At 60.7% G+C, this 23,732-nt stretch carries 20 protein-coding genes; 5 read left to right on the plus strand and 15 right to left on the minus strand.

Translation table 11 applies throughout. The features are described 5' to 3' along the window. Positions 1 to 75 precede the first annotated feature (75 nt). From FFS64_RS28695 to FFS64_RS28710, 4 genes are all read left to right on the plus strand, one after another. Positions 76 to 1,524, plus strand: coding sequence for an ATP-binding protein (locus FFS64_RS28695; protein WP_137808120.1), 1,449 nt, complete (start codon positions 76 to 78; stop codon positions 1,522 to 1,524). A 247-nt stretch (positions 1,525 to 1,771) separates the two neighbouring features. Then, complete coding sequence (locus FFS64_RS28700) at positions 1,772 to 2,878, plus strand: SCO family protein (RefSeq protein WP_137808121.1); 1,107 nt, start codon at positions 1,772 to 1,774, stop codon at positions 2,876 to 2,878. Positions 2,879 to 2,981: 103 nt separating this feature from the next. Further along, the gene (locus tag FFS64_RS28705) at positions 2,982 to 4,475 is read left to right on the plus strand and encodes an ATP-binding protein (protein ID WP_137808122.1); all 1,494 of its coding nucleotides are present in this window, start codon (positions 2,982 to 2,984) and stop codon (positions 4,473 to 4,475) included. Further along, positions 4,444 to 5,874: a sigma-54 dependent transcriptional regulator gene (locus tag FFS64_RS28710; protein ID WP_137808123.1), complete on the plus strand. Its 1,431-nt coding sequence runs from the start codon at positions 4,444 to 4,446 to the stop codon at positions 5,872 to 5,874. Before FFS64_RS28705 ends, FFS64_RS28710 begins: the two co-directional genes overlap by 32 nt. Before the next feature lie 46 nt (positions 5,875 to 5,920). On the opposite strand, the gene FFS64_RS28715 is transcribed toward FFS64_RS28710, so the two are convergent. Next, positions 5,921 to 6,304: a hypothetical protein gene (locus tag FFS64_RS28715; protein ID WP_137808147.1), complete on the minus strand. Its 384-nt coding sequence runs from the start codon at positions 6,302 to 6,304 to the stop codon at positions 5,921 to 5,923. Between the two features lie 126 nt (positions 6,305 to 6,430). Here FFS64_RS28715 and FFS64_RS28720 point away from each other — a divergent pair, with 126 nt between their 5' ends. Beyond that, positions 6,431 to 7,237 (plus strand): bifunctional 2-polyprenyl-6-hydroxyphenol methylase/3-demethylubiquinol 3-O-methyltransferase UbiG, encoded by an 807-nt coding sequence (locus FFS64_RS28720; protein WP_137808124.1) that lies wholly within the window; start codon positions 6,431 to 6,433, stop codon positions 7,235 to 7,237. A 108-nt stretch (positions 7,238 to 7,345) separates the two neighbouring features. Here the strand turns inward: FFS64_RS28720 and FFS64_RS28725 are convergent, their stop codons facing one another. The 14 genes from FFS64_RS28725 to FFS64_RS28790 form a co-directional block, all read right to left on the minus strand. Further along, positions 7,346 to 8,491 carry an acyltransferase gene (locus tag FFS64_RS28725; RefSeq protein WP_137808125.1) on the minus strand — a complete coding sequence of 382 codons (1,146 nt, stop codon included), beginning with the start codon at positions 8,489 to 8,491 and terminating at the stop codon, positions 7,346 to 7,348. A 96-nt stretch (positions 8,492 to 8,587) separates the two neighbouring features. Further along, complete coding sequence (locus FFS64_RS28730) at positions 8,588 to 9,277, minus strand: GNAT family N-acetyltransferase (protein ID WP_137808126.1); 690 nt, start codon at positions 9,275 to 9,277, stop codon at positions 8,588 to 8,590. A 207-nt stretch (positions 9,278 to 9,484) separates the two neighbouring features. Next, positions 9,485 to 10,279, minus strand: a complete 795-nt coding sequence (locus FFS64_RS28735) for a ChbG/HpnK family deacetylase (RefSeq protein ID WP_137808127.1) — start codon at positions 10,277 to 10,279, stop codon at positions 9,485 to 9,487. Beyond that, positions 10,251 to 11,483 (minus strand): GNAT family N-acetyltransferase, encoded by a 1,233-nt coding sequence (locus FFS64_RS28740; RefSeq protein ID WP_137808128.1) that lies wholly within the window; start codon positions 11,481 to 11,483, stop codon positions 10,251 to 10,253. Before FFS64_RS28740 ends, FFS64_RS28735 begins: the two co-directional genes overlap by 29 nt. Positions 11,484 to 11,487: 4 nt before the next feature. Continuing rightward, complete coding sequence (locus tag FFS64_RS28745; RefSeq protein ID WP_137808129.1) at positions 11,488 to 12,177, minus strand: N-acetyltransferase; 690 nt, start codon at positions 12,175 to 12,177, stop codon at positions 11,488 to 11,490. 89 nt (positions 12,178 to 12,266) lie between these two features. After that, positions 12,267 to 14,183, minus strand: coding sequence for a hypothetical protein (locus tag FFS64_RS28750; protein ID WP_137808130.1), 1,917 nt, complete (start codon positions 14,181 to 14,183; stop codon positions 12,267 to 12,269). Next, complete coding sequence (locus tag FFS64_RS28755) at positions 14,180 to 15,484, minus strand: lipopolysaccharide biosynthesis protein (protein WP_137808131.1); 1,305 nt, start codon at positions 15,482 to 15,484, stop codon at positions 14,180 to 14,182. Before FFS64_RS28755 ends, FFS64_RS28750 begins: the two co-directional genes overlap by 4 nt. Continuing rightward, positions 15,481 to 16,512: a polysaccharide deacetylase family protein gene (locus FFS64_RS28760; protein ID WP_137808132.1), complete on the minus strand. Its 1,032-nt coding sequence runs from the start codon at positions 16,510 to 16,512 to the stop codon at positions 15,481 to 15,483. Before FFS64_RS28760 ends, FFS64_RS28755 begins: the two co-directional genes overlap by 4 nt. 9 nt (positions 16,513 to 16,521) lie before the next feature. Continuing rightward, a complete protein-coding gene (locus tag FFS64_RS28765) occupies positions 16,522 to 17,658 on the minus strand; it encodes a glycosyltransferase family 2 protein (RefSeq protein WP_137808133.1) in 1,137 nt (378 codons plus the stop codon). Continuing rightward, the gene (locus tag FFS64_RS28770) at positions 17,651 to 18,619 is read right to left on the minus strand and encodes a glycosyltransferase family 2 protein (RefSeq protein ID WP_137808134.1); all 969 of its coding nucleotides are present in this window, start codon (positions 18,617 to 18,619) and stop codon (positions 17,651 to 17,653) included. The genes FFS64_RS28765 and FFS64_RS28770 overlap by 8 nt, the downstream gene beginning before the upstream one ends. Next, complete coding sequence (locus FFS64_RS28775) at positions 18,616 to 19,986, minus strand: O-antigen ligase (protein ID WP_137808135.1); 1,371 nt, start codon at positions 19,984 to 19,986, stop codon at positions 18,616 to 18,618. The genes FFS64_RS28770 and FFS64_RS28775 overlap by 4 nt, the downstream gene beginning before the upstream one ends. Continuing rightward, positions 19,983 to 21,095: a glycosyltransferase family 4 protein gene (locus tag FFS64_RS28780; RefSeq protein ID WP_171017155.1), complete on the minus strand. Its 1,113-nt coding sequence runs from the start codon at positions 21,093 to 21,095 to the stop codon at positions 19,983 to 19,985. Before FFS64_RS28780 ends, FFS64_RS28775 begins: the two co-directional genes overlap by 4 nt. Next, the gene (locus FFS64_RS28785; RefSeq protein WP_137808137.1) at positions 21,080 to 22,672 is read right to left on the minus strand and encodes a Wzz/FepE/Etk N-terminal domain-containing protein; all 1,593 of its coding nucleotides are present in this window, start codon (positions 22,670 to 22,672) and stop codon (positions 21,080 to 21,082) included. Before FFS64_RS28785 ends, FFS64_RS28780 begins: the two co-directional genes overlap by 16 nt. Before the next feature lie 17 nt (positions 22,673 to 22,689). Then, on the minus strand, positions 22,690 to 23,712 hold the full coding sequence (locus FFS64_RS28790; protein WP_137808138.1) for a polysaccharide biosynthesis/export family protein: 1,023 nt from the start codon (positions 23,710 to 23,712) through the stop codon (positions 22,690 to 22,692). Positions 23,713 to 23,732: the final 20 nt, after the last annotated feature.

The following is a 23,732-nucleotide window of genomic DNA, read 5'->3' on the forward strand; positions in this document are numbered from 1 at the left end:
ATGCGGCAGTCTGAAGCCGGGCAAACTGCCGGCAGTGGGCTATAACCCTATAGGGGTTGTCCGAGAAGAATGTCCATGACCACGCTGGAAAAAACACTCGAGTCCGACAAGGGCGATATTCGCCTGAGTACGCGCAAACAGCCGTTCAATCTGCTGCGCTGGTTTTCACTTATTAGCATGGCGGTGATCGGCACGGTGGCGGTGGCACTGGGTTCGGTGTCGACCAAATTCGTGATTACCGAAAGCGTGCAGCGCGATGCGTTACTGACCTCGCAGTTCATTCAGGCGATTGCCTCGGCCGAGGTGCGCCATGTGGCGATTCCCAATGTGCGGACCATGGGCGAGCTGCTCGATCCGCGCAAGGACCGCGACTTTCCCGACGTCGATCCGATGGCCCGCGCCAATGCCCGTGGTGAATTCCTCGACCACATCGAACACCTGCCGGATGTGATCCTCGCCAACATTTATGCCCCCGACCGCATGGTGATCTGGTCGACCAACCCGGCGTTGATGGGCACCACGATCCATGCCGACGAGGACCTCGACGAGGCCTTCGCTTCAAAGACCGCGGTGTCGGCCAGCTACCACGATGTGGACAAGACGCGCATGGAGCAGAAGTTCATTACGCCGCCGGAATACATCTTCATCGAGAACTACATTCCGCTGTTTGCTGCCGATGGCAAGAACGTCACGGCAATGGTCGAGATCTACAAGGAACCCAAGGACCTGATCAACCGCATGGAACGCGGGCTGGTGCTGATCTGGCTGGCCACGGCCCTGGGCGGTGGCCTGATTTATTTCGGACTGTACTGGATCGTGCGCCGTGCGGCGAACCTGCTGGCGACCCAGCAAAAGCAATTGATCACCAATGAGACCTTCGTCGCCCTGGGCGAGATGTCCTCGGCGGTGGCCCACAGCTTGCGCAATCCTCTGGCGACTATTCGTTCAAGCGCCGAACTGGCACTGGAGTTCGACAGTGGCGCGGCGCACAAGAACATCAGCGACATTATCGGCCAGGTCGATCGCATGTCGAAGTGGGTGCGGGAGTTGCTGCAGTCCTTGCGACCGATCAATGACGATGCCGAACCGGTCAATCTGGTGGCGGCCTTGCACGACAGCCTCATGGCTTTCGAGCAACAGATCGCCAAGGCCCGGATCAATGTGATATTCGAGCCCAAAGAGACACCCATGGTGCTGAGCCAGCAGGTGCAGTTGACACAAATCCTCAACAGTTTGCTGGCCAATGCGCTGGAGGCCATGGACGAGGGCGGGACGCTGGCCATCACCCTGGAGCCGACCGATGCCCGTGGCGTGTGCGCAGTGGTCAGCGACACCGGCAAAGGCATGACCGAAGAACAACGAAAAATGGCGTTCCGCCCCTTTTTCACCACCAAGCAGGGCGGGCTCGGTGTCGGGCTGGTCCTGGTCAAACGGATCATGGAGCGTTTTGGCGGCGCCGTGACCCTCGACAGTCGAGAGGGTGAGGGCACCCGTGTGCGTCTGTCGTTCAAGTTGGTTCCCTGAAGTTGGGGGTGAACTTTCCCCGCTAGCGGGTGCTATTCCCCAATCGGTTTTCCCCGTCATGGCGCATTGATGTTGATAAGCCTTTGTTTTGTGGGCTATCAGCGTCATTGAGTAAAGCAGCTACAAATTGGCGAGGCTTTTGCAAAAGCACCATTACCCCCTTCACGCATATGAGGCGGCTGGTGATGGACAGAAGCGCGCGCGCTCCCTTCACGTGGTTGTTGACGCTCGGGACCAAGGTGTCGACATGAATCTGCACTCACCACGCTCACGTGCCTTGGGTATGCACCTGGTGCTGCTGTTGGTCACCGGTTTGCTGGTCAGCCAGCTGCTGATCGACAAACCGACGCCGTCGACACCCGCGCCCATCCCCGCCGCGGCACCTGTGGAAACAGCCATCGTCGACTCCGCCACCCCGTGGGGGGGCGACTATTTCCCCAACACCCTGCTGACCGATCAGGACGGTCGGCAGGTGCATTTTTTCGATGACCTGATCAAGGGCAAGGTGGTGGTGATCAATTTTATCTTCACCTCGTGCAGCGATTCCTGCCCGCTGGAAACCGCGCGCCTGCGCCAGGTGCAGAAACTGCTCGGCGACCGGGTCGGCAAGGACATATTTTTCTACTCCATCAGCATCGACCCCTTGAGTGATACCCCTGCGGTACTCAAGGCCTATTCGCAGCTTTTCCAGGTCGGGCCGGGCTGGCAGTTCCTCACCGGGGAGTTCGCCGATGTCACCGAGTTGCGGCAAAAGCTCGGATTGTTCATCGAAGGCGTGGACAACGGTCGCAGCAAGGACCACAACCTGAGCCTGATTGTCGGCAACCAGCAAACCGGTCGCTGGATGAAAGCCTCACCCTTCGAGAACCCGTGGATTCTGGCGGATCAACTGGCCAACACTTTGCATAACTGGAAACAACCGAGTCTTGCAGAAAGCTACGCCAACGCCCCCGAGATCCGTCCACCGAGCAACGGCGAAGAACTGTTTCGCACCCGTTGCGCTTCGTGCCACAGCCTCGGTCCCCTGGACGGGCAGGGCATCGGCCTGCGCAGCATCGGCCCGGACCTGATCGGCGTGACCCGACGACGCGATCCGGCCTGGCTCAGCCGCTGGATCCGTGAGCCGGACCGCATGCTCGCAGAAAAAGACCCGATTGCCATGGAGCTGTTCGAACGCTTCGACAAGATACCGATGCCCAACCTGCGAATGGATGAAAAGTCCGCGCAGTCGATCATCGACTTTTTACAGGAGGAAACCGATCGCCAACATCCGTCTTCAACCCCTTTGGCCGGCAACGAAGATCCTGAACATCATCACGCAATCGCGGCCCCCGGCAAGTCTCGGGTGCAATAGTGGCGAAATAACACACGCTCGACCGTCAGTCCTGGGCAATGCCACCTACACTGATCCGAAACGCGGCTGAAAAGGCTTGAAGACTCGTAACCAGGACCGTCCCATGCAGATACTGGAAGAACAAAAAGTACCTGCGCCGCCCCCCCCGGCGACAGGAGGCAAGGAGTGGCGACCGCCGTTCAATCTGGTGCGCTGGTTCTCCCTGGCGAGCTTTTTCATCATCGCCGCGGTAGCGCTGGGGCTGGGTTACATTTCCACGCGCTTCGTGGTGGAAGAGAGCATCGAACGCGACTCGATGCTCACCGCGCAATTCATACAGGCCATTGGCGATGCGGAAATTCGCCACGCCCAGATCAACCCGAAACGGACCATGGGCGAAATGCTCGACCCACGGGATGAAAACGCTTACCCGGATGTCGATCCGGCGACCCGTGCTTCCTCGCGCGTCGAGTTTCTCGACCATGTGGAACACCTGCCGGACATTCTGCTGGCCACGGTGTACGCCCTCGATCGCACGGTGGTCTGGTCGACCAACCCGGAGCTGATCGGCGTGCGTATCGAAGACGACGATGAGCTGGACGAGTCCTTCGATATGAAAGAGGCCGTATCCACCAGTTATCACCAAATCGATGAGGAGCGCCCCGAGCAACGCTTGCTCCATGAACCGCAGTACCTGTTCATCGAGAACTACATCCCGATGTTCAACGCCGACAAAAGCAAAGTGATTGCCATGGTGGAAATCTACAAGGAGCCGGCGGACCTGGTGGAACGCATCCAGCGCGGGTTCAAGGCAATCTGGCTGGCGACCCTGCTCGGCGGGGCGGCGATTTACCTGGGCCTGTTCTGGATCGTGCGCCGCGGGGCCATGTTGCTGCAGAGCCAGCAAAAACAACTGGTCGCCAATGAAACCTTTGTCGCCCTGGGGGAAATGTCCTCGGCGGTGGCCCACAGCCTGCGCAATCCGCTGGCCAATATCCGATCCAGCGCCGAACTGGCCCAGGAAATCGCCAGCCAGACCGCGCAGAAAAACATCGGCGACATCATCAGCCAGGTCGACCGCATGTCGCGCTGGGTCCGTGAGTTGCTGGTGTCGTTGCGACCGGTCAATGATGAACTCGAACATGTCGACCTGGTGCTGACCATCGACGATGCCCTGGGTGCCTTCGAATCGCTGATCAAGCGTTCGAACGTCGAAGTGCGCTTCACGCTCAAAAGTGTTCCACCGGTCGTCAGCCAACAAGTGCTGCTCACGCAAATTCTCAATAGCCTGTTCGCCAATGCCCTGGAAGCCATGCCCACCGGCGGCGTGTTGAGTATCGATATTGAAACACCGGTCCCCGGTCAGGTGAGCGTTATCCTCAACGACACCGGCAAGGGCATGACCAAGCAGCAACAGCAAATGGTCTTCAAGCCGTTCTTCACCACCAAAGAAGGTGGGCTGGGCGTGGGCCTGGCGCTGGTCAAAAGAATAATGGAGCGTTTCGAAGGCTCGGTCCAACTGACCAGCCAGGAGCAGGAAGGAACCCGCGTTTGTCTGAATTTTAAAGTGGCAACGGGAGGGGAATATGGAACGCAGCATACTGCTGGTCGAGGATGATGAACTCCTCGCCGAGAATATCCAGACGTACCTTGAGCGCAAAGACTTCGAGGTGACGGTCTGCCACTCGGCTGAAGACGCACTTGAGCAATTGTGGACCTTCGCTCCCGACGTGGTGCTGACCGACAACTCGTTGCCCGGCATGAGTGGTCACGACCTGATCCAGAAGCTGCGCATTAGGGCACCGGAACTGAAAGTGATCATGATGACCGGCTACGGCAATGTCGAGGACGCCGTGGTGGCGATGAAGGAAGGCGCGTTCCACTACGTGACCAAACCCGTGGCGCTGCCGGAACTCAAGCTGCTGCTGGACAAGGCCCTGGCCACTGAAAGGATGGAGCGCACGCTGTCGTTCTATCAGGAACGCGAAGCGCAGAAATCCGGGGTGCAGGCGCTGATCGGCGAATCGGCGCCGATGGTCTACCTCAAAGGCACCATCGCCCAGTTGCTCGACGCCGAGCGCCGGATGGCCAACTCCGACTTGCCACCGGTGCTGGTGGAAGGCGAGACAGGCACCGGCAAGGAGCTGGTGGCCCGTGCCCTGCATTTCGACGGCCCGCGCGCCAAAGGTCCGTTCATTGAATTCAACTGCGCCTCGATTCCCTCCAACCTGGTGGAGTCGGAGCTGTTCGGTCACGAGAAGGGTGCCTTTACCGACGCCAAGGATCGTCGCGTCGGGCTGGTGGAAGCGGCTGACGGCGGCACGCTGTTTCTCGATGAAGTGGGGGAAATGGACCTGCTGTTGCAGGCCAAGCTGCTCAAGCTGCTGGAAGACCGGACCATCCGCCGGGTCGGTTCGGTCAAGGAGCGCAAAGTCGATCTGCGGGTGATCAGCGCCACCAATTGCAACCTCGAACAAATGGTCCAGCAGGGCAAGTTTCGGCGCGACCTGTTTTTCCGCCTGCGCATCATCTCGATCAAGGTGCCGCGCTTGTATGCCCGCGGGGAAGACATCCTGTTGCTGGCCCGGCACTTTCTGGGGACCCACGGCAAACGCTATGGCAAACCGCATTTGCGTTTCAGCGAACAGGCCGAAGAGTTGCTGCTCAACTACAACTGGCCGGGCAACGTGCGCGAGTTGCGCAACATGCTGGAGCAGACCGTGCTGCTGGCGCAAAGCGACATCGTCGCCGCCCATCAGCTGAATGTCTGCATGAGCCTGGTGGATGAACCGCCGCCGTATCAACACGAGCTGCCACCCAGCGAACCACGCGCGGCTTACAACGGCACCGAGTCGATGAACCTGCCGGAAGTCGAACGCGACATGGTGCGCAAGATGCTCGACAAGACCGACTGGAACGTTACCAAGTCCGCACGGCTGCTGGGCCTGAGCCGCGACATGCTGCGCTACCGGATCGAAAAGCTCGGCCTTGCGCGCCCGGACAAACGGCAGTGGTAGAGGAGCAGTTGCGAGCCGCAAGCTTCAAGCTGCAAGGTAAGAGCAATTACAAAGCAGGACCTGGAGTGCTCGGGCAGGCCAGCATGCACCTCGGGTCGATGACTTCCTGGTTCACGTAGACGCCGCGCTCCGAATCGTAGGTGCGGATGAACACGCGAACGGTGGCGTCGGCCACCGTGGGCAACCGTGAGTCGGAGAACACGTGCTCGCTGGAAACCGGGATGAACGTCTGGGGCGATGTCGGGATATACGACCCCGGCGGCACGGTGCTCAGCGAAGGAGGGGCGGGGTGGGCGAAGGGTTGATCGGCCCCGTAATAGTTGAATTCACTGCTCGACTGCTCGGTTTGCATCGGGCTGTCGTCCGCCCGTGCACAGGTGGCGGCGGTCAGGCAAAGGGCAAGCAACAGCATCTGTTCGGTCTTGTTCATGGCAGCACCTGTGACATCGGTTTTCGCGCATATCCCCAAGGTCATTAACTATAGCGCCCCTTGTGGAAGCGCAGGCTTCGTCAGCTGCTACAGTCGTGGGTCAAACATTCGATTTGGACATGTGCAATGGAAATGCCGACAAAAGAACAAGCCATCGCCAGCAACCGCGATGCCTGGAACGACTCCGCCCGTCACCACAAGGACAGCCCTGAGTGGCAGCGTCTCTTGAACACTGTGGCCCGTGCGGATTTTACCTGCCTGGATGACACCCTGACCGCTGTACTGAGCGAGGTTGGTGTCGATGGCAAGGATGTGGTGCAACTGGGCTGCAACAACGGCCGCGAAAGCCTGTCGCTGTTCGCCCTGGGCGCCCGGCAGGTGGTCGGTGTCGACCAGTCCGCAGCGTTTCTCGACCAGGCGCGGGAACTGACGTCACGCTCACCCCATGAGCCTGCATTCATCGAGGCCGATATTCACCGTTTGCCGCTTGAGTTACAGAGCCGTTTCGACCTGGCGTTGATCACCATCGGCGTATTGAACTGGATGCCGGACATTGGTGAATTCTTCCGCCATGTGGCGCAGACACTGAAGCCGGGTGGGGCGCTGGTGGTGTACGAAACCCATCCGTTTCTGGAAATGTTCGACCCGGAAGGTGCCGATCCCTTCGCCCTTGCCAGTTCGTATTTTCGCAACGAGCCTTTCGTGCAGACCGAGCCGATCGTCTACGAAGGTAAGGTCGAAGAACAGGCCGCGCCGTCGTACTGGTTCGTCCACACCCTGGGCGCCATCTTCAACGGCGCCCTCGCGGCGGGTCTGAACATCCGCCATTTCAAGGAATACCCGCATTCCAATCGTGAGGAACTGTACGACCGTTACCAACAGCGGGAGGCGCAGTTGCCGATGTGTTTTACGTTGGTGGCGGTGAAACGCTGAGGGATGTATTGCCAGGACTGTCGGGGCTGGATTGGGTCACCTGACTTTTTGCAGGCATGCAACATTCCTTGCCAAGCATTTCAACGTCACCCCACGACAACCCGCCATTCAGTCCGCATCAGGCCTCAACACAGGACTTCCGTGCGCTGGTTTGTTGGCCAGCGTTCGACCAAGCGCTTGCCCGGTCATTTCGACATACCGGTAAGTGAACATCGACAGTAGAACAACCAATCCCACCACCAGTAAAGCGATGATGTTGTTGAGCAGCGCATCACCGGTGTCCAGGTAGCGATTCCCGTCGATCATCGGTGCGATGTCAACGCCAAGGACCTTTTTCGCCACCATGAATGCCGACACGACGCAGAACAGAATGGCCGCGTGGGTCAGGTAGATGGAATAAGACAACTTGCCAAGAAAACCGAAGAACCGTTTCCCCAACAACCGCGACACTGCCCCGCCATCAAAGGCGAATATCACAACGATGACACCGAACAACGGGCTGGCCAGCAGCGCCTTGGCTGCAAAATCACTGACCACGAATACCAGCGCTGCAGCAACCGCCAGCACTTCAAGCGCTGTCAGCAACCAGGACCTGGCCTGGCCCGGATGGGGTAGCTTCAGGTACACGACATATGCCAGGCAGCCGGTGAAAAAGTAGGCGAGGCCCCGCAGCGACTCGATGGTAAAGAAGGTATTGCCTGCATACATCAGCGCCAGGGACACGCAGACCATCGCCGCCCATACCCATGTCCTGACGCCGAACGCAATGCTCAGGATCACGGCGAAAATCATATAGGTGTAGTACTCGATACTGATGCTCCAGGACGGAAAGTTGAACGACAGTGGATTGGTCAAGTACGTCCAGGATTGCAATAGCAGCGCGTTGGGCAGAATTTCAGCCGGGGCAAACTTTCCGGAAAATGGCGCATTGTTGAACTCCATACCTTTTTGCGCAGCCATATACCTGCCGCACTCCAACAGTATGAAAACGCCCAACATGAAGAGGTGCAGCGGCAACAAGCGAAAGGTCCGAGTGATGAAGAATCTCCGGAAATTGAATTGCACGGATTTGCCATAGGCATGTGTCAGGACAAAGCCACTGAGTACAAAAAAGAACGACACAAAGACATCGGCATGGCGAAAGAACGTCCATTCTGTAAAGCTGCCGCTGATGCGCAAGTGATAGATCATCACCGAAACGGCCATCAGCCCCCTGAAACTATCCAGCGAATCAAACCGCTTCTCTGCGCGCATATCCAGGCTCCCTTACTTGCATAGGCGGCACGTCTTGGATGCGATCCGACTTGCTCGCGATGGCGGTACCACTGCCTCATATTTCCTGAAGGGAAATTAAGCCTGCGCCGCCGTCACCACCGGCCGTCCCGGTTTGCGCAGCGGTTCCAGGCGTGAGCCGGTGTAGCGGGTTTCGCGGAAGAAGCGCCAGCGACCGAACAGGCCGTAGACGTGGGTGACGCGTCCCTGTTCGTGATAGCCCATGCGGATGTGCAGCTTTAGTGCCGGGATGTTGTGGGTTTCGCAGACATCCACCACCTTGTTGCAGCCCTGGGCTGCCATCGTTTCCCACAGGGCGATCTGCACATCCACCGACAGGCTGCTGCCGAAGTAGGCACGGATCATTTCGCCGCCGAATTCGAAGAATTCACCAGTTTTGACCGGGAACCAGCAGCCGTAGTAGTGGCGGTCGTGGTAGTCGCGAGTACTGGCCCAGATGAACCCGATCGCATCACCGTTTTCATCGACATACATGTGTCCGGTGTGACCTTCGGCAGCCAGCTCGGCCATGGTTTGCACACGGTCACCGAAGTGTTTGGCAAACGCCGTGGTGTTTTCCGGGGTGATGATGACCTGGCGCACGCCGGAGTAGGGACGCAGCTTGTGTGGTGGTACCGGGCTGACCAGGTCACGCTCCATCCACAACAACTCCCAGTGGAAGAACACATAGCGTTTCCACAGCGTGCCGAACGTGCGGCTCAGGCCTTTTTGTTTGATTCGTTCGCGGAGTTTGCCGATCAGGCTCATGAAGCCCTCCTTGGCCGGGATTGGCCATGCTTTGGGTGAAGGTACTGTTGGGTATAGATCACGCTGGATGTGGCAAGGAGGCGCCTTTATCAGCAATTTGTTTCAATATGTGTTTCAGTATTGACACGGTTTTTCCGGCGCCAAAAAGCCGCGCTCCGGGGTACCGGAGTGGGGCTTTTTGCGGGGGGTGGATCGGTGCCTGCAGGGCTACTCCATCACCGTTTCTGCGCGACTGCCGAAGGTGCGACCGGCAGCGCCGTAGGCGACCCTCGGCACACCCGGCAAACGCTGCTCCAGCAGTGCACTCAACGACTCGCCCTGATCCAGGTAGGCATCGCCGAAATCGGCGCCGAGTTGATTGGGATGGGCGACGATCTCCAGCAGGCCATCGTTGGGTGGTGCGGCGTTGCGCAAATCCACCGGGGTGCAGACGTAGTCGGCGGTGGCCCCGGCCAGGCTGTTCAGACGATGGTTGAGCAATAGCTTGAAGATGCGCTTGGGCAGGCTCAGGTTTTGCCCCAAATTGCGCGCCAGCCTCACGGGAACGCCCTGGCGGGCGGCGAAGCGCGCGACGATCTCGCCGATGGGCCAGATGTTGTGCACGTGTTGATGGGAGTCCAGATGGCTGGGGCGCACGCCGTTATCCACGCAGCGTTGCCATTGGGCTTCGAGTTCTTCCTCCACCGCCAGGCGATCCTGGTGACCAAGCCAGAGGCGGGTGCGGGACAGGTTGAGGTCGAACACGCCGGCACTGTCGCAGAAGGTACGGCGCGTCAGAATGCGCCTGCTTACCGGATGGCCGTAAGTGAGGTTGAAGTGCAGGCCGATGCGTCCTTCCAATAACGGATGCCGGGCCAAGGCACAGGCCGCTTCGAAGGCCGGCATGTTGGCCATGGCGGTGGCGGAACTGATGATCCCGGCCTGGAAAGCCCCCAGGATCACCGCGTTTTCGCAGGCACTGAGGCCGAAATCGTCAGCGTTGACTATGACTTGGCGTGGCATGTTTACCCTCCAGGTGTTTGTCGGTGGCTGCAGGCGGCTTGGGCCCGGAGACAGGCACAGGCGTTGCGGCGGGTGCAGGAGCGCTGGACGCTGTCGCGCGCCGGGCCCGCCATTGCTGCAAAATGGGTTTGATGCGGTACCAGACCCGCTGGGCAAGCCCCAGGGCCAGGCCGCTCGGGCGCCAGGAGTAGAAGCTCCAGCGCCAGTGTTCCAGTTGCCCGGTCATGCGTTCATGCAGTTGATGGCTGGAGTTTTCCAGGCTGACCCGCGACGCATCGATCCAGTGCCAGTGGTCATCCAGGCCCCAGCGAATCCATTCTTCGAGCAGCACCCGGCCACTGCCCAGGTCGGCGTGTTGCGGCAGGAACGCCAGGTTGTAATCGTACAGCCGGCCCTGTTCCAGCAAGCCCAGGCGATAGCTGATGCAACGCTCGTCCAGCTCCAGCTCCAGCACCACCACGCGCACCAGCCCTTGAGCGGCGAGGGCGGTGAAGGCGCGGTCCATCCATTGGCGGTGGCGCTCGTCGGCAAAAATGCCCACGCCTTCATCGCCTTTCCAGCTCACCGCTTCGACTTCGCCGATGACCTTGAGCAACGGCCCCATGGTCGTGGCGTCGGGGGTGATGCGCCGCACTTGCGCGCCACAGGCGGCAATGCGTTTGCGTGCCCGGCGCAGTTTGTAGCGCGGGTCGCCGGAGACTTCCTGATGGTCGGCGTCGCTGATCAGGTGCACCGGCACGCGACAACTGAGTCGGCGTTCAGCAGTGGAGCTATGGCCCATCCATTCGCTCAGGGCGCTGGCGGCGCCTGGCGGTTCGCAAAATTCATTGAGTTGCAGTAAAGCATGGGGCAGTCGACGACGAATCTGCGTCAACGCTTTGCCCATGTCCTCGGCGTCCAGGCTGGCGAGCAGCGCGAGGCGGTCGGCGAGGGGATATCCGAGGTGATGCAGGACCCGAAACGGCAGTCCGCCGAAGCGCTCGACGGACGCCACCAGGGGCAGGCACAGGACCAGTTGGTGCCCCTGCCAGCCGAGCAGAACGTGCAAGCGTTCGCCGGCCCTCAGGGCGTGTTCCGATGCAGACATCCAGGCCAGCGTGTTGAACGGCGTGTGGTCCATCACTTGCAGGCGCAGCGCCTCATAGGCCGCTGCGGGAAAATCTGCGGCGCACAGCGACGTCCGCCATTCAAATCGCACTGTCATGGGTTCAGGCTACCTCAGTTTTCACGGTGGGTCGTTCCGGTTTGCGCAAGGCATCCAGGCGCGAGCCGGTGTAGCGGGTTTCGCGATAAAAACGCCAGCGGCCAAACAGTTCATACACGTTCATGATTCGCCCCTGTTCCTTGTATCCCGTGCGTATGTGCAGTTTCAGGGCCGGGACGTTGTGCCACTCGCACACGTCCACCACCTTGTTGCAGCCCTGTGCGTGCATGGCTTTCCACAGTTCCGTTTGCAGATCCATCGACAGCTTCGTGCCCCAATAGCCCCGGCTCAATTCACCGCCGAACTCGAAAAACTCGCCTTCCTTCACCCGGAACCAGCAACCGTAGTAGTGACGGTCGTGGTAGTCGCGCGAGGCGCCCCAGATGAACGCTACCGCATCACCGTTTTCGTCCAGGTGCATCTGGCCGGTGTGACCCTCTTTGGCCAGTTCGGTCATGGTCGCCACGCGGTCGCCGAAGTGGCGGGTAAACGCCGCGGTGTTGTGCGGTGTAATGGCGACGATCTGCAACGGCGGGTATGGCTTGAGTCTGTGCGGTGGCACCGGGCTGACAAGATCGCGCTCCATCCAAATCAGTTCTTCGTGAGAAAACACGAAGTGCTTCCATATTTTTTTCAAAGTGGCCCGCAGGCCTTTTTGTCTGATGTGGTTACTGAGCTTCTGCAAAGCACTCATGGTGTTGGCTCCTGACGGGTTGGCCCGAAAGTGGAGTGATCCAGCGCGCGGCACAATGCCTGCGCTGCCAAACAGTAGAGCGGCGGTCACTAGGACCTCCAGGTCAGGGCGAAGAGCGTTTGCCCTGGCAGCTCGAAGCTCACGCGACCGTCGTTGCAATTCAGAGGTGCGTCGCGGCTGCGGTTATCCGCGCCGAAATAACGCAGTGATCCATTGGTCAGCGGGCAGCGCGCGCCAGTCAGTTCGACACGCTGCAAACGCGAACCCTTGTTGACCCCCAGCAGGCTGCGCTTTTCCGCCTCGGCCATGGCCAGTACGTCGACTTCAAAAGCATTGTTTTCCAGGTACATCACACGCTGCAGCCAATGCTGCTGGATGAATTGCTGGGCGAGGCCGACGGGTTTGAGTTCGAAATTGTTGTCGCCATGCACGCGCACCATGCCCTTGGGGTATTCGGGCTCGTCGGCAGCCTGGAACCAGTTGAGCATCTCCAGCAAACCGTCCTGGGACGAGTTGATGACTACCGAGGCCCACCACAACGAGGCGAAGTGGGTTTCCTGATCGTAAGGGCTGAGGTGGGAACCGGGGGACATGTTGGTCTGGTCCAGCAGCAAGGCCTTGCGAGGCTGGCCGTGAGCATCGAGCCCCACCAAGTCGGCGGCGCGGCGCACGCTGTCGCGATAGACCCGGGTCGCCAGCAGGTCGCGGACCATCCATTCGTGCCAGGCCAGCGCATCGACCTGATCGCCGGATTCGGCCAGCAAACGCCTCGCCCAGTCGATGCCACGCTTGTTGGCGGCGTTGTCGGCGAGGGGGCCGTTGATCAGCCGCGTGCTGGCAGGCATGGCGATGCGCACGCCGGCCTTGGCGTTGTCGGGGTTGCTGCGCACCTGCCGGGCCATGCTGTTGAAGAGGCTCTGGTAGTTGGAGTAGTCCGGATAGTTGAGGTTCGGCTCATCGGCGAAAGCGATGTAATGCGTACCTTTGCCACCCAGGGCGCGGGTAGCGGCGAGCCAGGCGTCGAGGCCGGCGTTGCTCGTGGTGTCGGCTCGCAGATCGGACTTGCGATTGCTGCCGGCCAGTAGCGTGATGTCCCGGGTGATACCGAAGCGCTCCTGATACAGCTGGCGGAACCCGTCTTCGTAGTACGGCCGTTTCGCGGTGATGTCGACGAAACTGTAATAAGCGCCTGCCTGCGGCTTGAGCGCATCGAGCACGGCGTAGCTGGAGGTCGGCGGCATCACGTAGGGCAGGGCGATGCCCAGGTACGGCGTGTTGCCCAGGACTTTGTCGTGTAAGGTCAGGTGGGTTTGGCCGTCGTCTTCGCGCAGCGGTTTGAGCTGCTGTGGGTTCTTCCCGAACAGGTTCGCGGTGCCGTCCAGCCAGAACGCGACTTTGCCGCTGCCTTGCAAGCGCAGGCGCCAGACCTGTTCTTCTTTGGCGACGGGCAACTCGACCTTATCGAATTGCCAATAGGCGCGATACGGTTTCAGTGCCACCGATACTTGCTTGCCGTCGCCCACGCGCTGCGCTTGCAAGGTGCTGACGCCACCGTGGAACTTGCCGGCGAGTACCGCATGTTCACCCGGTGCTACCTTGAAAAACAACTCATCGCCGTCGCGGGTCTCGGCGCTGAAATGCACTTTGGCCGGGGCGAACAGTGCCACCGTGCGCTCGTCGTGTTCGACCGTGTAGCGGCGGAAGCTGTAGCCCGGAATCTCCAGTTGATAGCTGGCGGCGCCTGGCGCCAATGACCAGCGCTGAGTGCCGCTCGATTCACTGGCGGCGATCAGGCGTTCGCCCTGAAGTTTACCTTGGCCGTCGAGCAGGTACAGGCGTTCTTCGTTGGCGTCTGCTTGCCACGCCGGAGCCCAACGAACCGTCACCGTGTCAGGGTGATCCGGTTGCAGGTACAGGCTGCCGTCGCGGATGTCGGCCCAACGCACGGGCGCCGCCCAAGTGTCGAGCGACAGGCCCAGGCTCAATAACAGGGCAAGGCGTTTCATACCGACTTCCGTTGCAATATCTGCATCATCGGTGCCACATCGCTGGGTAGGATGATCAGGGTTTGCCAGATCGGGACACCGCTCAACCGGCAATACATCACCAGCAACGCAAGGGTCACTGCCATATAGGCGATGGACGATGCCGCCGCCGCGCCGACGATGCCATAAGCCGGAATCAATAAGAGGTTCAGCGCGAGGTTGAGCAAGGCACCGAGGCCCATCAATAGCGAAATCGAACCGGGCCGGTTCTTGCCCAGCAGATCCAGGCGCAGGATGCTCGCATAGCAAAGTCCAAGCAGCCCCGGCAGCAGCGCCACCAAGGCTGGATAGGCCGGCTGATAGGCGACCCCGAACAAGGTGACGATCAACCATTCGCCGATCACCGCCATGGTCAGGCACGCACCGAGCATCACCGTGGCCGTCAGGCGTAGGGCCAGCGGCGTGACTTTTTCGATGCCTTCTTCCTGTTGCAACAGGCGCTTCATCAAGGGCGTGGTCACCGCTTCCGGGACGATCAGCAACAATTCGGCGGCGGCGCTGGCCATGGCGTAATGACCCAGCGCGGTGCTGCCGAGCAGGGCGCCGATGAACAGGTAGTCGGAGCGCAGGATTACTTGCTGGAACAGCAGGTCGGGATGGCTGCGGGCGCTGTAACGCAGCAGTTCGTTCTGGCTGCTGCGGTCCCATTGCAGGGTCAGCGGTTGATTGCGCTTGAGCCACAGCCAGCCGACCAGCACCACCAGGCTGATTCCCGCCAGCCAGCTGATCAGCGCGGCTTCGAGGGCGGCGCTTTTCCACATCCAGAACAACGCGAGAAACAGCAAAAGCGGCACCAGCGACTCGATCAGGCGCAAGACATTGAACGCCACCACGCCGCCCGAGGCGTTGTGCAACGTCAGCAGCCCGCTCTTGAGTACGGTCAGCGGCACCGCCAGCAACAACAGCCAGGCCAGCAGCCCGAGTTGCGTGGTGATGTCGAGTTCGTTGCCGAACTCACGGGTCAGCGCCACCACCAGCAAGGTCAGCAAACCGGCCAGCAGACAACCGAATACCAACACCTGACTCAGCAACAGACCCATGGGCCGTTGCTTGGCCGCCTGATAACCCACCGCTGAATTCAGCCCGCCACTGGTGGCGGCGCTGATCAGGTCGGGCAAGGTGCTGAGCAGGGCGAACAGGCCGCGTTCGCTCGGCCCGAGAATCCGCGCCAGCAACACGTTGCGCAGCAGGCGCAGGGCGATCATCGCCAGTTTGGTGCCCATGCTCAGGGCCAGGTGTTTGAGGTAGCTGCTGCGGCTCATGCGTGTGCCCCGCGATAAAGACGCCATGACAGCAGCTGCGGGTTAAGCGCCACACGCTGGCTGACGCCGAACCGTGGCAAGTTCAACGGGTCGACGGTGCCACGATAAATCCCGGTGCCTGTGCCCAGGGCGAACGGGAAGGCGTGGTCGGCGACCTGTTGGCGCACCCGCGCATCGTTGTCGCCGTTGGGGTAGCAATAGACTGGCAGCGGTCGGTTGCAGCCATTGAGCAGGGCATCGCGACTACGGCTCAACTCTTCATGTAAACGTTGATCGTCGAGGCCGGTGAGGATCGCATGGCTAGCGCCATGAGGGCCAAAACGCACGAGCCCGGAGGCTTCGAGCGAGCGCACCTGATGCCAGTCCAGCGCCTGGGGTAATGACTCGTCCGGGCATTCATCGGTCAGGCGATTCAGGTCCTCAGGGCTCAGGGTTTTCAGGCTTTGCAGAAAATGCAGCAAGGCCAGGCTGCGACGCTCCACATCCAGCTCATCGAAGGGCCTCGGCAGCGGCCGACCAGTTTGTCGCAGGCTGTCGTTCAATTGCCTCCGGGCCCGCTCGCCGTGGCTACCCCACAGGGTTTCGCCAATGCTTTCCCACCAGAAGCGCTGGCGGCTGCCAATGTAATCAGTGGACAGGAAGATGCTCGCCGGCACGTTGTAGCGCTGCAGCAAGGGGAAGGCATTGAGCGCAGTGTCGCGCCAGCCGTCATCGAAGGTCAGGGCGACCTTGGGGCGGCCGTCGCATGCGGGGTGCTCATGGGCCTTGAGCAAGTCCATCAGGTGCACGCAGTCAAAATGCTGCTGCAACCAGCGCAGCATCCGTTCGAAGGCCTGGGGCCCAACGCACAATTCGTTGCGGTGCGGCAGCTCGGCGCTGTGGTCGTCGGCCAGTACCCGGTGCAACATCAGGATCACCCCGGCGCCTCGCAGTTGACGGCTGCCCAGGGGAGAGTTCAGGTACAACCAGCCGCTGGCACGCTTGATACGGGTCTTGATACTGGTCTTGATACTGGTCTTGATCGGCATGTCAGGCGCTCATCGGGTCTGGTCGGGGTTCCATTGGTTGTAGCTGTGCCCGCGCAAGAACTGCCACAGTCCGACGATCATGCCGGCCAGGGTCACCAGCACAAACGCGGCGAGGCGAAATGGTTTGGGCAAGCGGTGACGCACGTCCAGCAGGCCGGCCACGGCGAAGGCGTAGCCGAGCAACTGGGCGGTCAGGGTCAGGCTGTAGAAGCCATGCTCATCGAGCAGCCAAAGGTTGGCCAATAGCAAGGGCAGCAACAGCACCGGCGCCAGCCGGCGGATCAGCTTGTGGCTGATCAACGCGATGGCGTACAGGCCATGGCGCAGCGGGTTGAGCAGCTCACGCCGGGCCGCCAGGCTGATCAGGCCGCCGACGGTGACGCGCTGGCGGCGGCTGAACTGTCGGTGGGCCTCGTCCACACCTTGATCGAGCACCTTGGCGTCGTCGACATAGACGACGCGCTTGCCCGTGACCGGTGCGCAGGTGTTGATAAAGAAATCGTCGTTGACCAGGGCTGGAATCGGTTGGTACAGCTCGCGGCGCAACGCCTGCAGAGCACCGTCGGCCGAGACCGTGCAGCCGGTGCGGCTTTCTACCCGACGCAGCCAGGCTTCGTAGTGGCGGTACAGGCTTTCGCCCAGGCTCAGGCCTGAGCCAGGGACGGGGATGTTCATGTTGCCGACGGTACCACCGACCTCAGGGTCGGCAAACGGCGCCAGCAGCAACTGCAAGGTGCCGTCGTACCAGTGAACATCGGCATCGGTAAACACCAAGATATCGCCAGTGCAGCGACTGACAGCGGCGTTGAGCACACTGTTCTTGCCTTGGCGCGGCAGGTCGAGCACCTCGATGCGCGGGTCGTCGAAGCTGCGCGCCAGGGCCACGGTCTGATCGGTGGAGCCGTCGCTGGCGACGATGATCTGCAGGCTGGCGGCGTGATAGTCCTGGGCCAGCAGATTGCGCAGTTTGTTCTCGATATTACGTTCCTCGTTGTGCGCGGCAACTACCACGCTGACCCGTTGCGCAGGCAGGGGCGCAGGTCTGTGTCGAGGAAAAAACGGCCCAGCGACCGTCAGCAGCAGTGGGTAACCCAGGTAGGCGTACACCGGCAGCAACAGGCACAACCAGAAAATGAATTCAGCCACGGGCAGGCCTCCTGGCATTCCATTGACACAGACTGAGAAGGAACGCGGCGCCGGCCAGGTGCAGGCGCACCCAATGCAGGCCCCACAGTTGCAGGATCAAACCGAAATCGCGGTGTTTCAGGCTCTGGCGCAAGCTCAACACCAGCGCCGGCAGGCTGGTCAGCAACAACAGCATCAGCGACAGCGGCCACTGGCCGTGGGCGAAGGCGAATATCGCGGCGATGTCCAGCACCCAGGCGGCTATCGACAGCATCGGGAAGCGCAGCAAGCGCAGGGTCATGCCATGGCTGCGCAGCAGTTGAAGGTGACTGCCCTGGCGCCAGAACTCCTTGCCCATCCATTCGCGCCAACTGCCCTCGTAGCCCCAATGCAGGGCAACGCTTTGATTGACCGACAGCAGACGTGCGCCCGCGTTGGCCAGGCGCATGGTGAAGTCCTTGTCCTCGCCGGTGCGCAGGTTTTCATTGAAGCCACCGACCTTGTCGAACCAGTGGCGGCGCATCAGCAGGTTGGCGCTGGGCAGCCACTGCACGGACTGCACCGTTTCGGCATTGGGGCGCAACATGCGTCGTTGCCAGGCGTTGGCGTACCACGGGGCTTCGGCCGGGGTGTGCAGGTCCAGCCCCAGAATATCGACCTGGACCGCTGTCTCGATCTTCATCAGCAGCGTGATCCAGTCCTCGGGCATCTCGATATCGGCATCGATGAACGCCAGCCATTCCCCAGAGGCGACGGCCGCTCCGCGATTGCGCAGGGCACCGATCAACAGGCCGGGCATGCTCAGCACCTGCGCGCCGAACTGCCGGGCAATCTGCGGTCCCTGATCGGTGGAGCCGTTGTCGACCACGATCAACTCGCATTCAATGCCGGCGGAATCGGCGGCGTGTTGCGCTGCGATCAGGGTCCGGGTGATGTGTGAGGCTTCGTTGTACATCGGGATGACGATACTGATGCGGCTCATGCCTTGACCTCCATAATTGGACTTTCTTCGGCTTTCAAACGCAGCACGCTGGTCAGGGCGAGCATGATCCACACGTACTTTTGGTTCGGCGCACTGAGGAACATCAAGAAAAGGGTCAGTGACAGCAAGCCCATGCCCAGGTGTGTGATCAGATCGGCTTGTTCCCATTCATGACGCTTCAACCACGCACTGCGGGCGCGCTGCATATTGAACAGACCCATTCCGAGCAGACCGACAAACAGCAACCCCGCCGGAATCCCGATTTCGCTGAAAATCTCCACATAGGTGTTGTGAGCGCGGCGGTACAAGTCGCCGATCTTGCGGTTGGCCGAGAACGCCTTGGCGTAGCCGGTGGTCGCGTAGTGCAGCGGGAAGGTTCCGGGGCCGGAGCCGAGCAGCGGATTCTCGCGGATCATCTGGCCACCGACCACGATGTACGAAGCACGGCGTCCGAGGGATTGGTCCTGGTGACCGCTGGCGCCGGAACTCAATACACTCAATGACTGGATACGCGCTATGTAGCCGGCCGGCATCGCATAGATCGCCAGGGGAATCAGGATTGCCACCCCGAGCATGGCAAACCCCAGATGACGCGGACGAATGCGCGGTAGGTGGGCGCGGTAATGGTAGAGGCCAATCATCAGGCATACGAACAACACCACCAGCCCGGAACGGGATTGGGTCTTGGTCATGCCGCCCAGCAGCAGCACGCTGCAACCGATCCAGAACAGCCTATGCAACAGATTCGGGCTCTTGAGCACCAGCAGCAGTGCCAGCGGAAAGGCAAAGGCGATCAGCATCGCAAAGCCGTTCGGGTCTTCCAGCAGACCGGCGGCGCGGCCTTGATCCTGATACTTGCTGGAGAACATCGCGAGGATGCAGGTCAGCGTCACGCTGAGGGTTGTCAGCCGGCAGAACATCATCAGGTTCAGTTCGCGGCCGATCAGCAAGGTGATCACGAACAGCAACAGACCGACACTCAGTTCGCGCAGGTGACCCAGGGACATGCCCATGTCGTCGGTCAGCAGCATACTCAGAAAGTACAGCACCATGAACCAGATCAGAAACCGCCACAGGTTGCTGCGCAAGCGATTGGGCGGCAGTTGTTGCAGGGCCAGTTGCAGGGTCAGGATCAGCGCCAGCGCGGCACCGATGAGTTTCGATCCGGATAGCGTGCTGTCCCTGAACAGACCTTCGAGTGGCACCAGCACGGCGATCCCCAGTAGCCCCCAGGCTGGGCGTCGATACAATATCGCCACACCGACCAGGCCCAGTACCGCGCCAGGCGCCAGGAACGGCCAGGGACTGGCCAGTAGAATCAGGCACGCCAGCCCCAGGAGGCTGACCACCGACAGAGGAATAATCACGCGCGTGCCTCCCGTGCGGTACGGATATAAAGCTGCGACCAGTGTTCGGCCAGGGCCTTGAGGTCGTAGCGATCCAGTTGCGTACGTCTTGCGTTGTCGATCAGCTCGTGCGCCAGCGCCGGGTCACGCAGCAAGGTGCCGATCTGGCGGGCGAGGGCGGCGCTGTCGGCAGGGGGCGCCAGCATGCCGTTGTGCCGGTCTTCCAGCACATCGGGAATCCCGCCAACGCCGAACGCCACCACCGGCACCCCGGCCTGCATGGCTTCGAGCAGAATCATTGGCGTGCCTTCGGTGCGCGAGCTGATCACCAGCGCGTCGAGTTGCCGCCACCACGGGCGCATGTCGGTTTGATAGCCCGGCAGCGAGATGCGCTCCTGCAGACCTGCTTCATTGATTCGCGCCAACAGGTTGTCCCGTTCCGGACCGTCGCCGAGCATCACGGCGTCCAGTTGCGGGTACTGCTGGCACAGGGGAATCAATGCATCGAGAAACAGGTCCGGACCCTTTTCACTGCTCAAGCGCCCGACGTAACCGGCCAGCCAGCGCTGCCGTTGCGCATTGTGCGGCTGCAGATCGTTGCTGGCGGGCAGGCCGTTGGGGATCACTTGCAGTTTCTCCGCCCGCACACTGGCCTGACGGCACAACGTGGCAATACTCTCGGCGACGCACACCACCCGGTTAACCGAGGCGGTGCGGCACAGTTGCAAGCTCAGCCAGGTGTAGAACTTTTGCTTGCGACTGCGCGGCGTGAAGCCGTGCTGGGTGATCACCAGCGGCAGGCGCAACAGGGTTGCGCCGACCCAGCCGAACAGCAAGCCCTTGAAATTGTGCGTGTTGATCAGCGGCCGCTCGGCCCGCCGCTGGCGCAAATGCGCCAGCAACGCCCCCAGCCCGGTGCAGCCGCGACAGTCCACCCCGGCCTCGCGAAACCGCGCGAGCAGCTCGTACGGTGCATCGAGAAACAGCACCTGATGTTGCCCCGGTGTCGCCAGGCAATGGTCGAGCAACATTCGCTCGGCCCCGTAGAACCCGCCGCTGCTGAGCAAATGAATGATCGGCAGCGAGCGACTGTTCGGGGATGGGAGTTGCGCGTTCAATTGCGCACCCAATGCACGAAGCGTGGCACACCCCAATTCCTGTGCGGGTTGTTCGAGTCCGCGTTCTGATCGTTGATCACCAACAATACTGGCAGGCCCAGTTCACGGGAGATTTGCGCTGGGTGTTTGAAGCGGTGATCGAAGAACTCACGCACGTAGACCAGGGCAATGGCCAACAACAAACCGGTAAACAGCCCGAAAGGAATGACCAGTATCGGTTTGGGGAACGCCGCTTCGGTCGGTTCGAACGGCGGGCTCAGGACCCGGGCGTTGGACAGGTCGTTGTCTAGCGAACGGGAAGTGCTGCTTTCGGCGAAACGCTGGGCGTAGGTGGAGAACGCCGCGTGCAGGGCGTCGATCTCGGTGTCCATCTGCCGCAGCTTGCTCTGGGTTTCCTGCAACTGGCGGATGCGGTTCTTGAACTCGGCGATGCGCGCGGTCTTCTGGTCGATCACCGAGCTGACAATTGCCAGGTCGTTGGTTCGCTCCTGAATCCGGTTGCTCACCACCTTGAGGAACTGCTGGCGGGTGCGGGCGATTTGCTCGCGGGTTAGCAGCATCGGTTCACTGCTTGGCTGGAAGATCGCCAGGTCATTCATGTAGCGGCTGACTTGGGTGGTCAGCGCCTCACCCATCTGTTTGATCTCGCGATCTTCGAAGGCGACGTTGTCCACGGTGGTGGTGAAGGTGTAGGGGAAGGTGTAGTCGTTGAGCTTGGACTCCTTGGCGGCGGCCAGGCTGGTTTTCAGGTAGTCGAGCCAGCGTTGGCTTTGCAGCAGGCGATCGCGGTACAGGTTGAGCGCTTGCTCCTCGGTGTTGATGGCGTTGAGGCGGAAGGTGATCTCTTCCTTCGGATCGGACGAGCCGACCGCTCCCAGCAACGTCTGCCGGTTGCTTTCCAGGCCGTCGAGGCGCACCTGATATTGCGTCTTCTTGGTTTCGTAGAAGCTCTGCGGCAGGTCGATCGATTGCAGTGCCTGACGGCTCACCAGGTAGTTCTGCAGCAGCGCCGCAACAAACTTGGTGCCCTGGGCCGGATCAGGGAAGCTGTAGATGATCGAGATCACGTTGGAGCCCGGCAGGGTTTCGATCTTAAAGTTGTCGATAGCCTGTTGGGTCAACTCGTCGAGCACGGTGTCGCGCACCGGATCGGTCTCCATCCCCAGCGCAGACTTCATCGGGTTGATCACGTACTCGCGCAACGGAGTGCTGACATATTTTTTTAGCGGCTGGAACACCAGTTTGTTGAGCACACCGGGAGGTGGGGTGTACTCACCCTTGTCCCGCTGTTCGCTGATGGTCTGCCGAATCAACGCGGGCGAACGCAGGATGTTGCTCTCGGTTTCCATGTCGGCCAGTGACGGCGGAATGAATTGGGCGTTCTCCTGATTCAGCGACGTGGTGGCGTCACCTTGTGAGAGTTTTTTCGACTGCACGATCACCTGGGCGGTGATATCGAAGTTCTGTTTGAGTATCAGCAGCATGACCAGGGCGATCACTGCAAAGACCAGGAACACGCGTTTCACCAATTGTTTATTGGCGAAAAAGATCCTGAAGAACTCGTGCAGGTAGTTTTCTTTTGGATTCATATCAAGTCACCTGAGAGTTAGTTGTCGTCGTCTTTGTTGTCGAGGCGGTAGCCAAGACTCACGCCTACACCCTGGAACAACACCACGTCCGCCAGTTGCCGCGCGAGCTCGCCGGCGCTGGCCAGTCTGGTCTTGGGCACGTAGAGCATGTCGTCTGGTTGCAGGTAGGCGATCTGCGAGGCATCGCCGGACAGGGCTTTTTCCACGTCATAACGACGGGCTTCGACCTGATTGCCGTTGCGGCGCATGATCACCACCGAATCCAGGCGTGCCTTGACGTTGGAACCACGGGCCAGGGTCAGGGCTTCAAGCACTGAGACCGGGCGGCGGATCGGATAGGAGCCTGGTTGGCCGACTTCGCCCAGGACGTAGATTTCGTTGCCCGCGGTGGATTTGAGCAGCACATCGACGCTCATCCGTCCCGGCAGTTTTGCGTAGCGTTGGTTGAGGAAGTCTTCCAGTTGATTGACGGTCATGCCTTGCAGCGGCACGGCGCCGATTTCCGGGAAACTGGCATAGCCGTCGGCGCCCACGGTGATCTCCCGGCTCATGCCGGTGGCTGGGTGGTTCAGCGCGCTTTTCAGGTTTTGCTCGTTGCTCAGCGGGGTGATGACCTGCACGGACAACTGATTGCGATTGGGCTGGAATAGTTGTTTGCGGTTGTAGGCGCGCTGGATTTCCTGGCGTGCTTCTTCCGAGGTCAGCCCGGCGATTTTCACCGAGGTGTTGGCACCCGGCAGTTCAATCGTGCCGTCCGGCAGCACCAACTGATTGCCGTTGAGCTGGCTGGCGGCAGTGAAGTTCAGGCCGACCTGGTCACCGGACTGAATGCGGTAGGCATCCGAGCCACTGGTGCTGATGTGGAAGATCACGTCCAGCACATCTTTGGGGCGCAAGGTCTGCTCGATCTTGGGCATGTCGGTGGCCTGGGCGTTGGCCGGCGAGGCCGTGAGAATATTCACCGGCATGTTCTGGGTTTCGGAAGTGCTGGTGCAACCTGCAAGCGGCAGCAACAGCAGGACAAGCATCTTGGCGTTCATTGGCGTCATCCTTTTTGCGG

The organism is Pseudomonas sp. G(2018) (assembly GCF_005502415.1).
In the GTDB taxonomy this organism is placed as follows: Bacteria; Pseudomonadota; Gammaproteobacteria; order Pseudomonadales; family Pseudomonadaceae; genus Aquipseudomonas.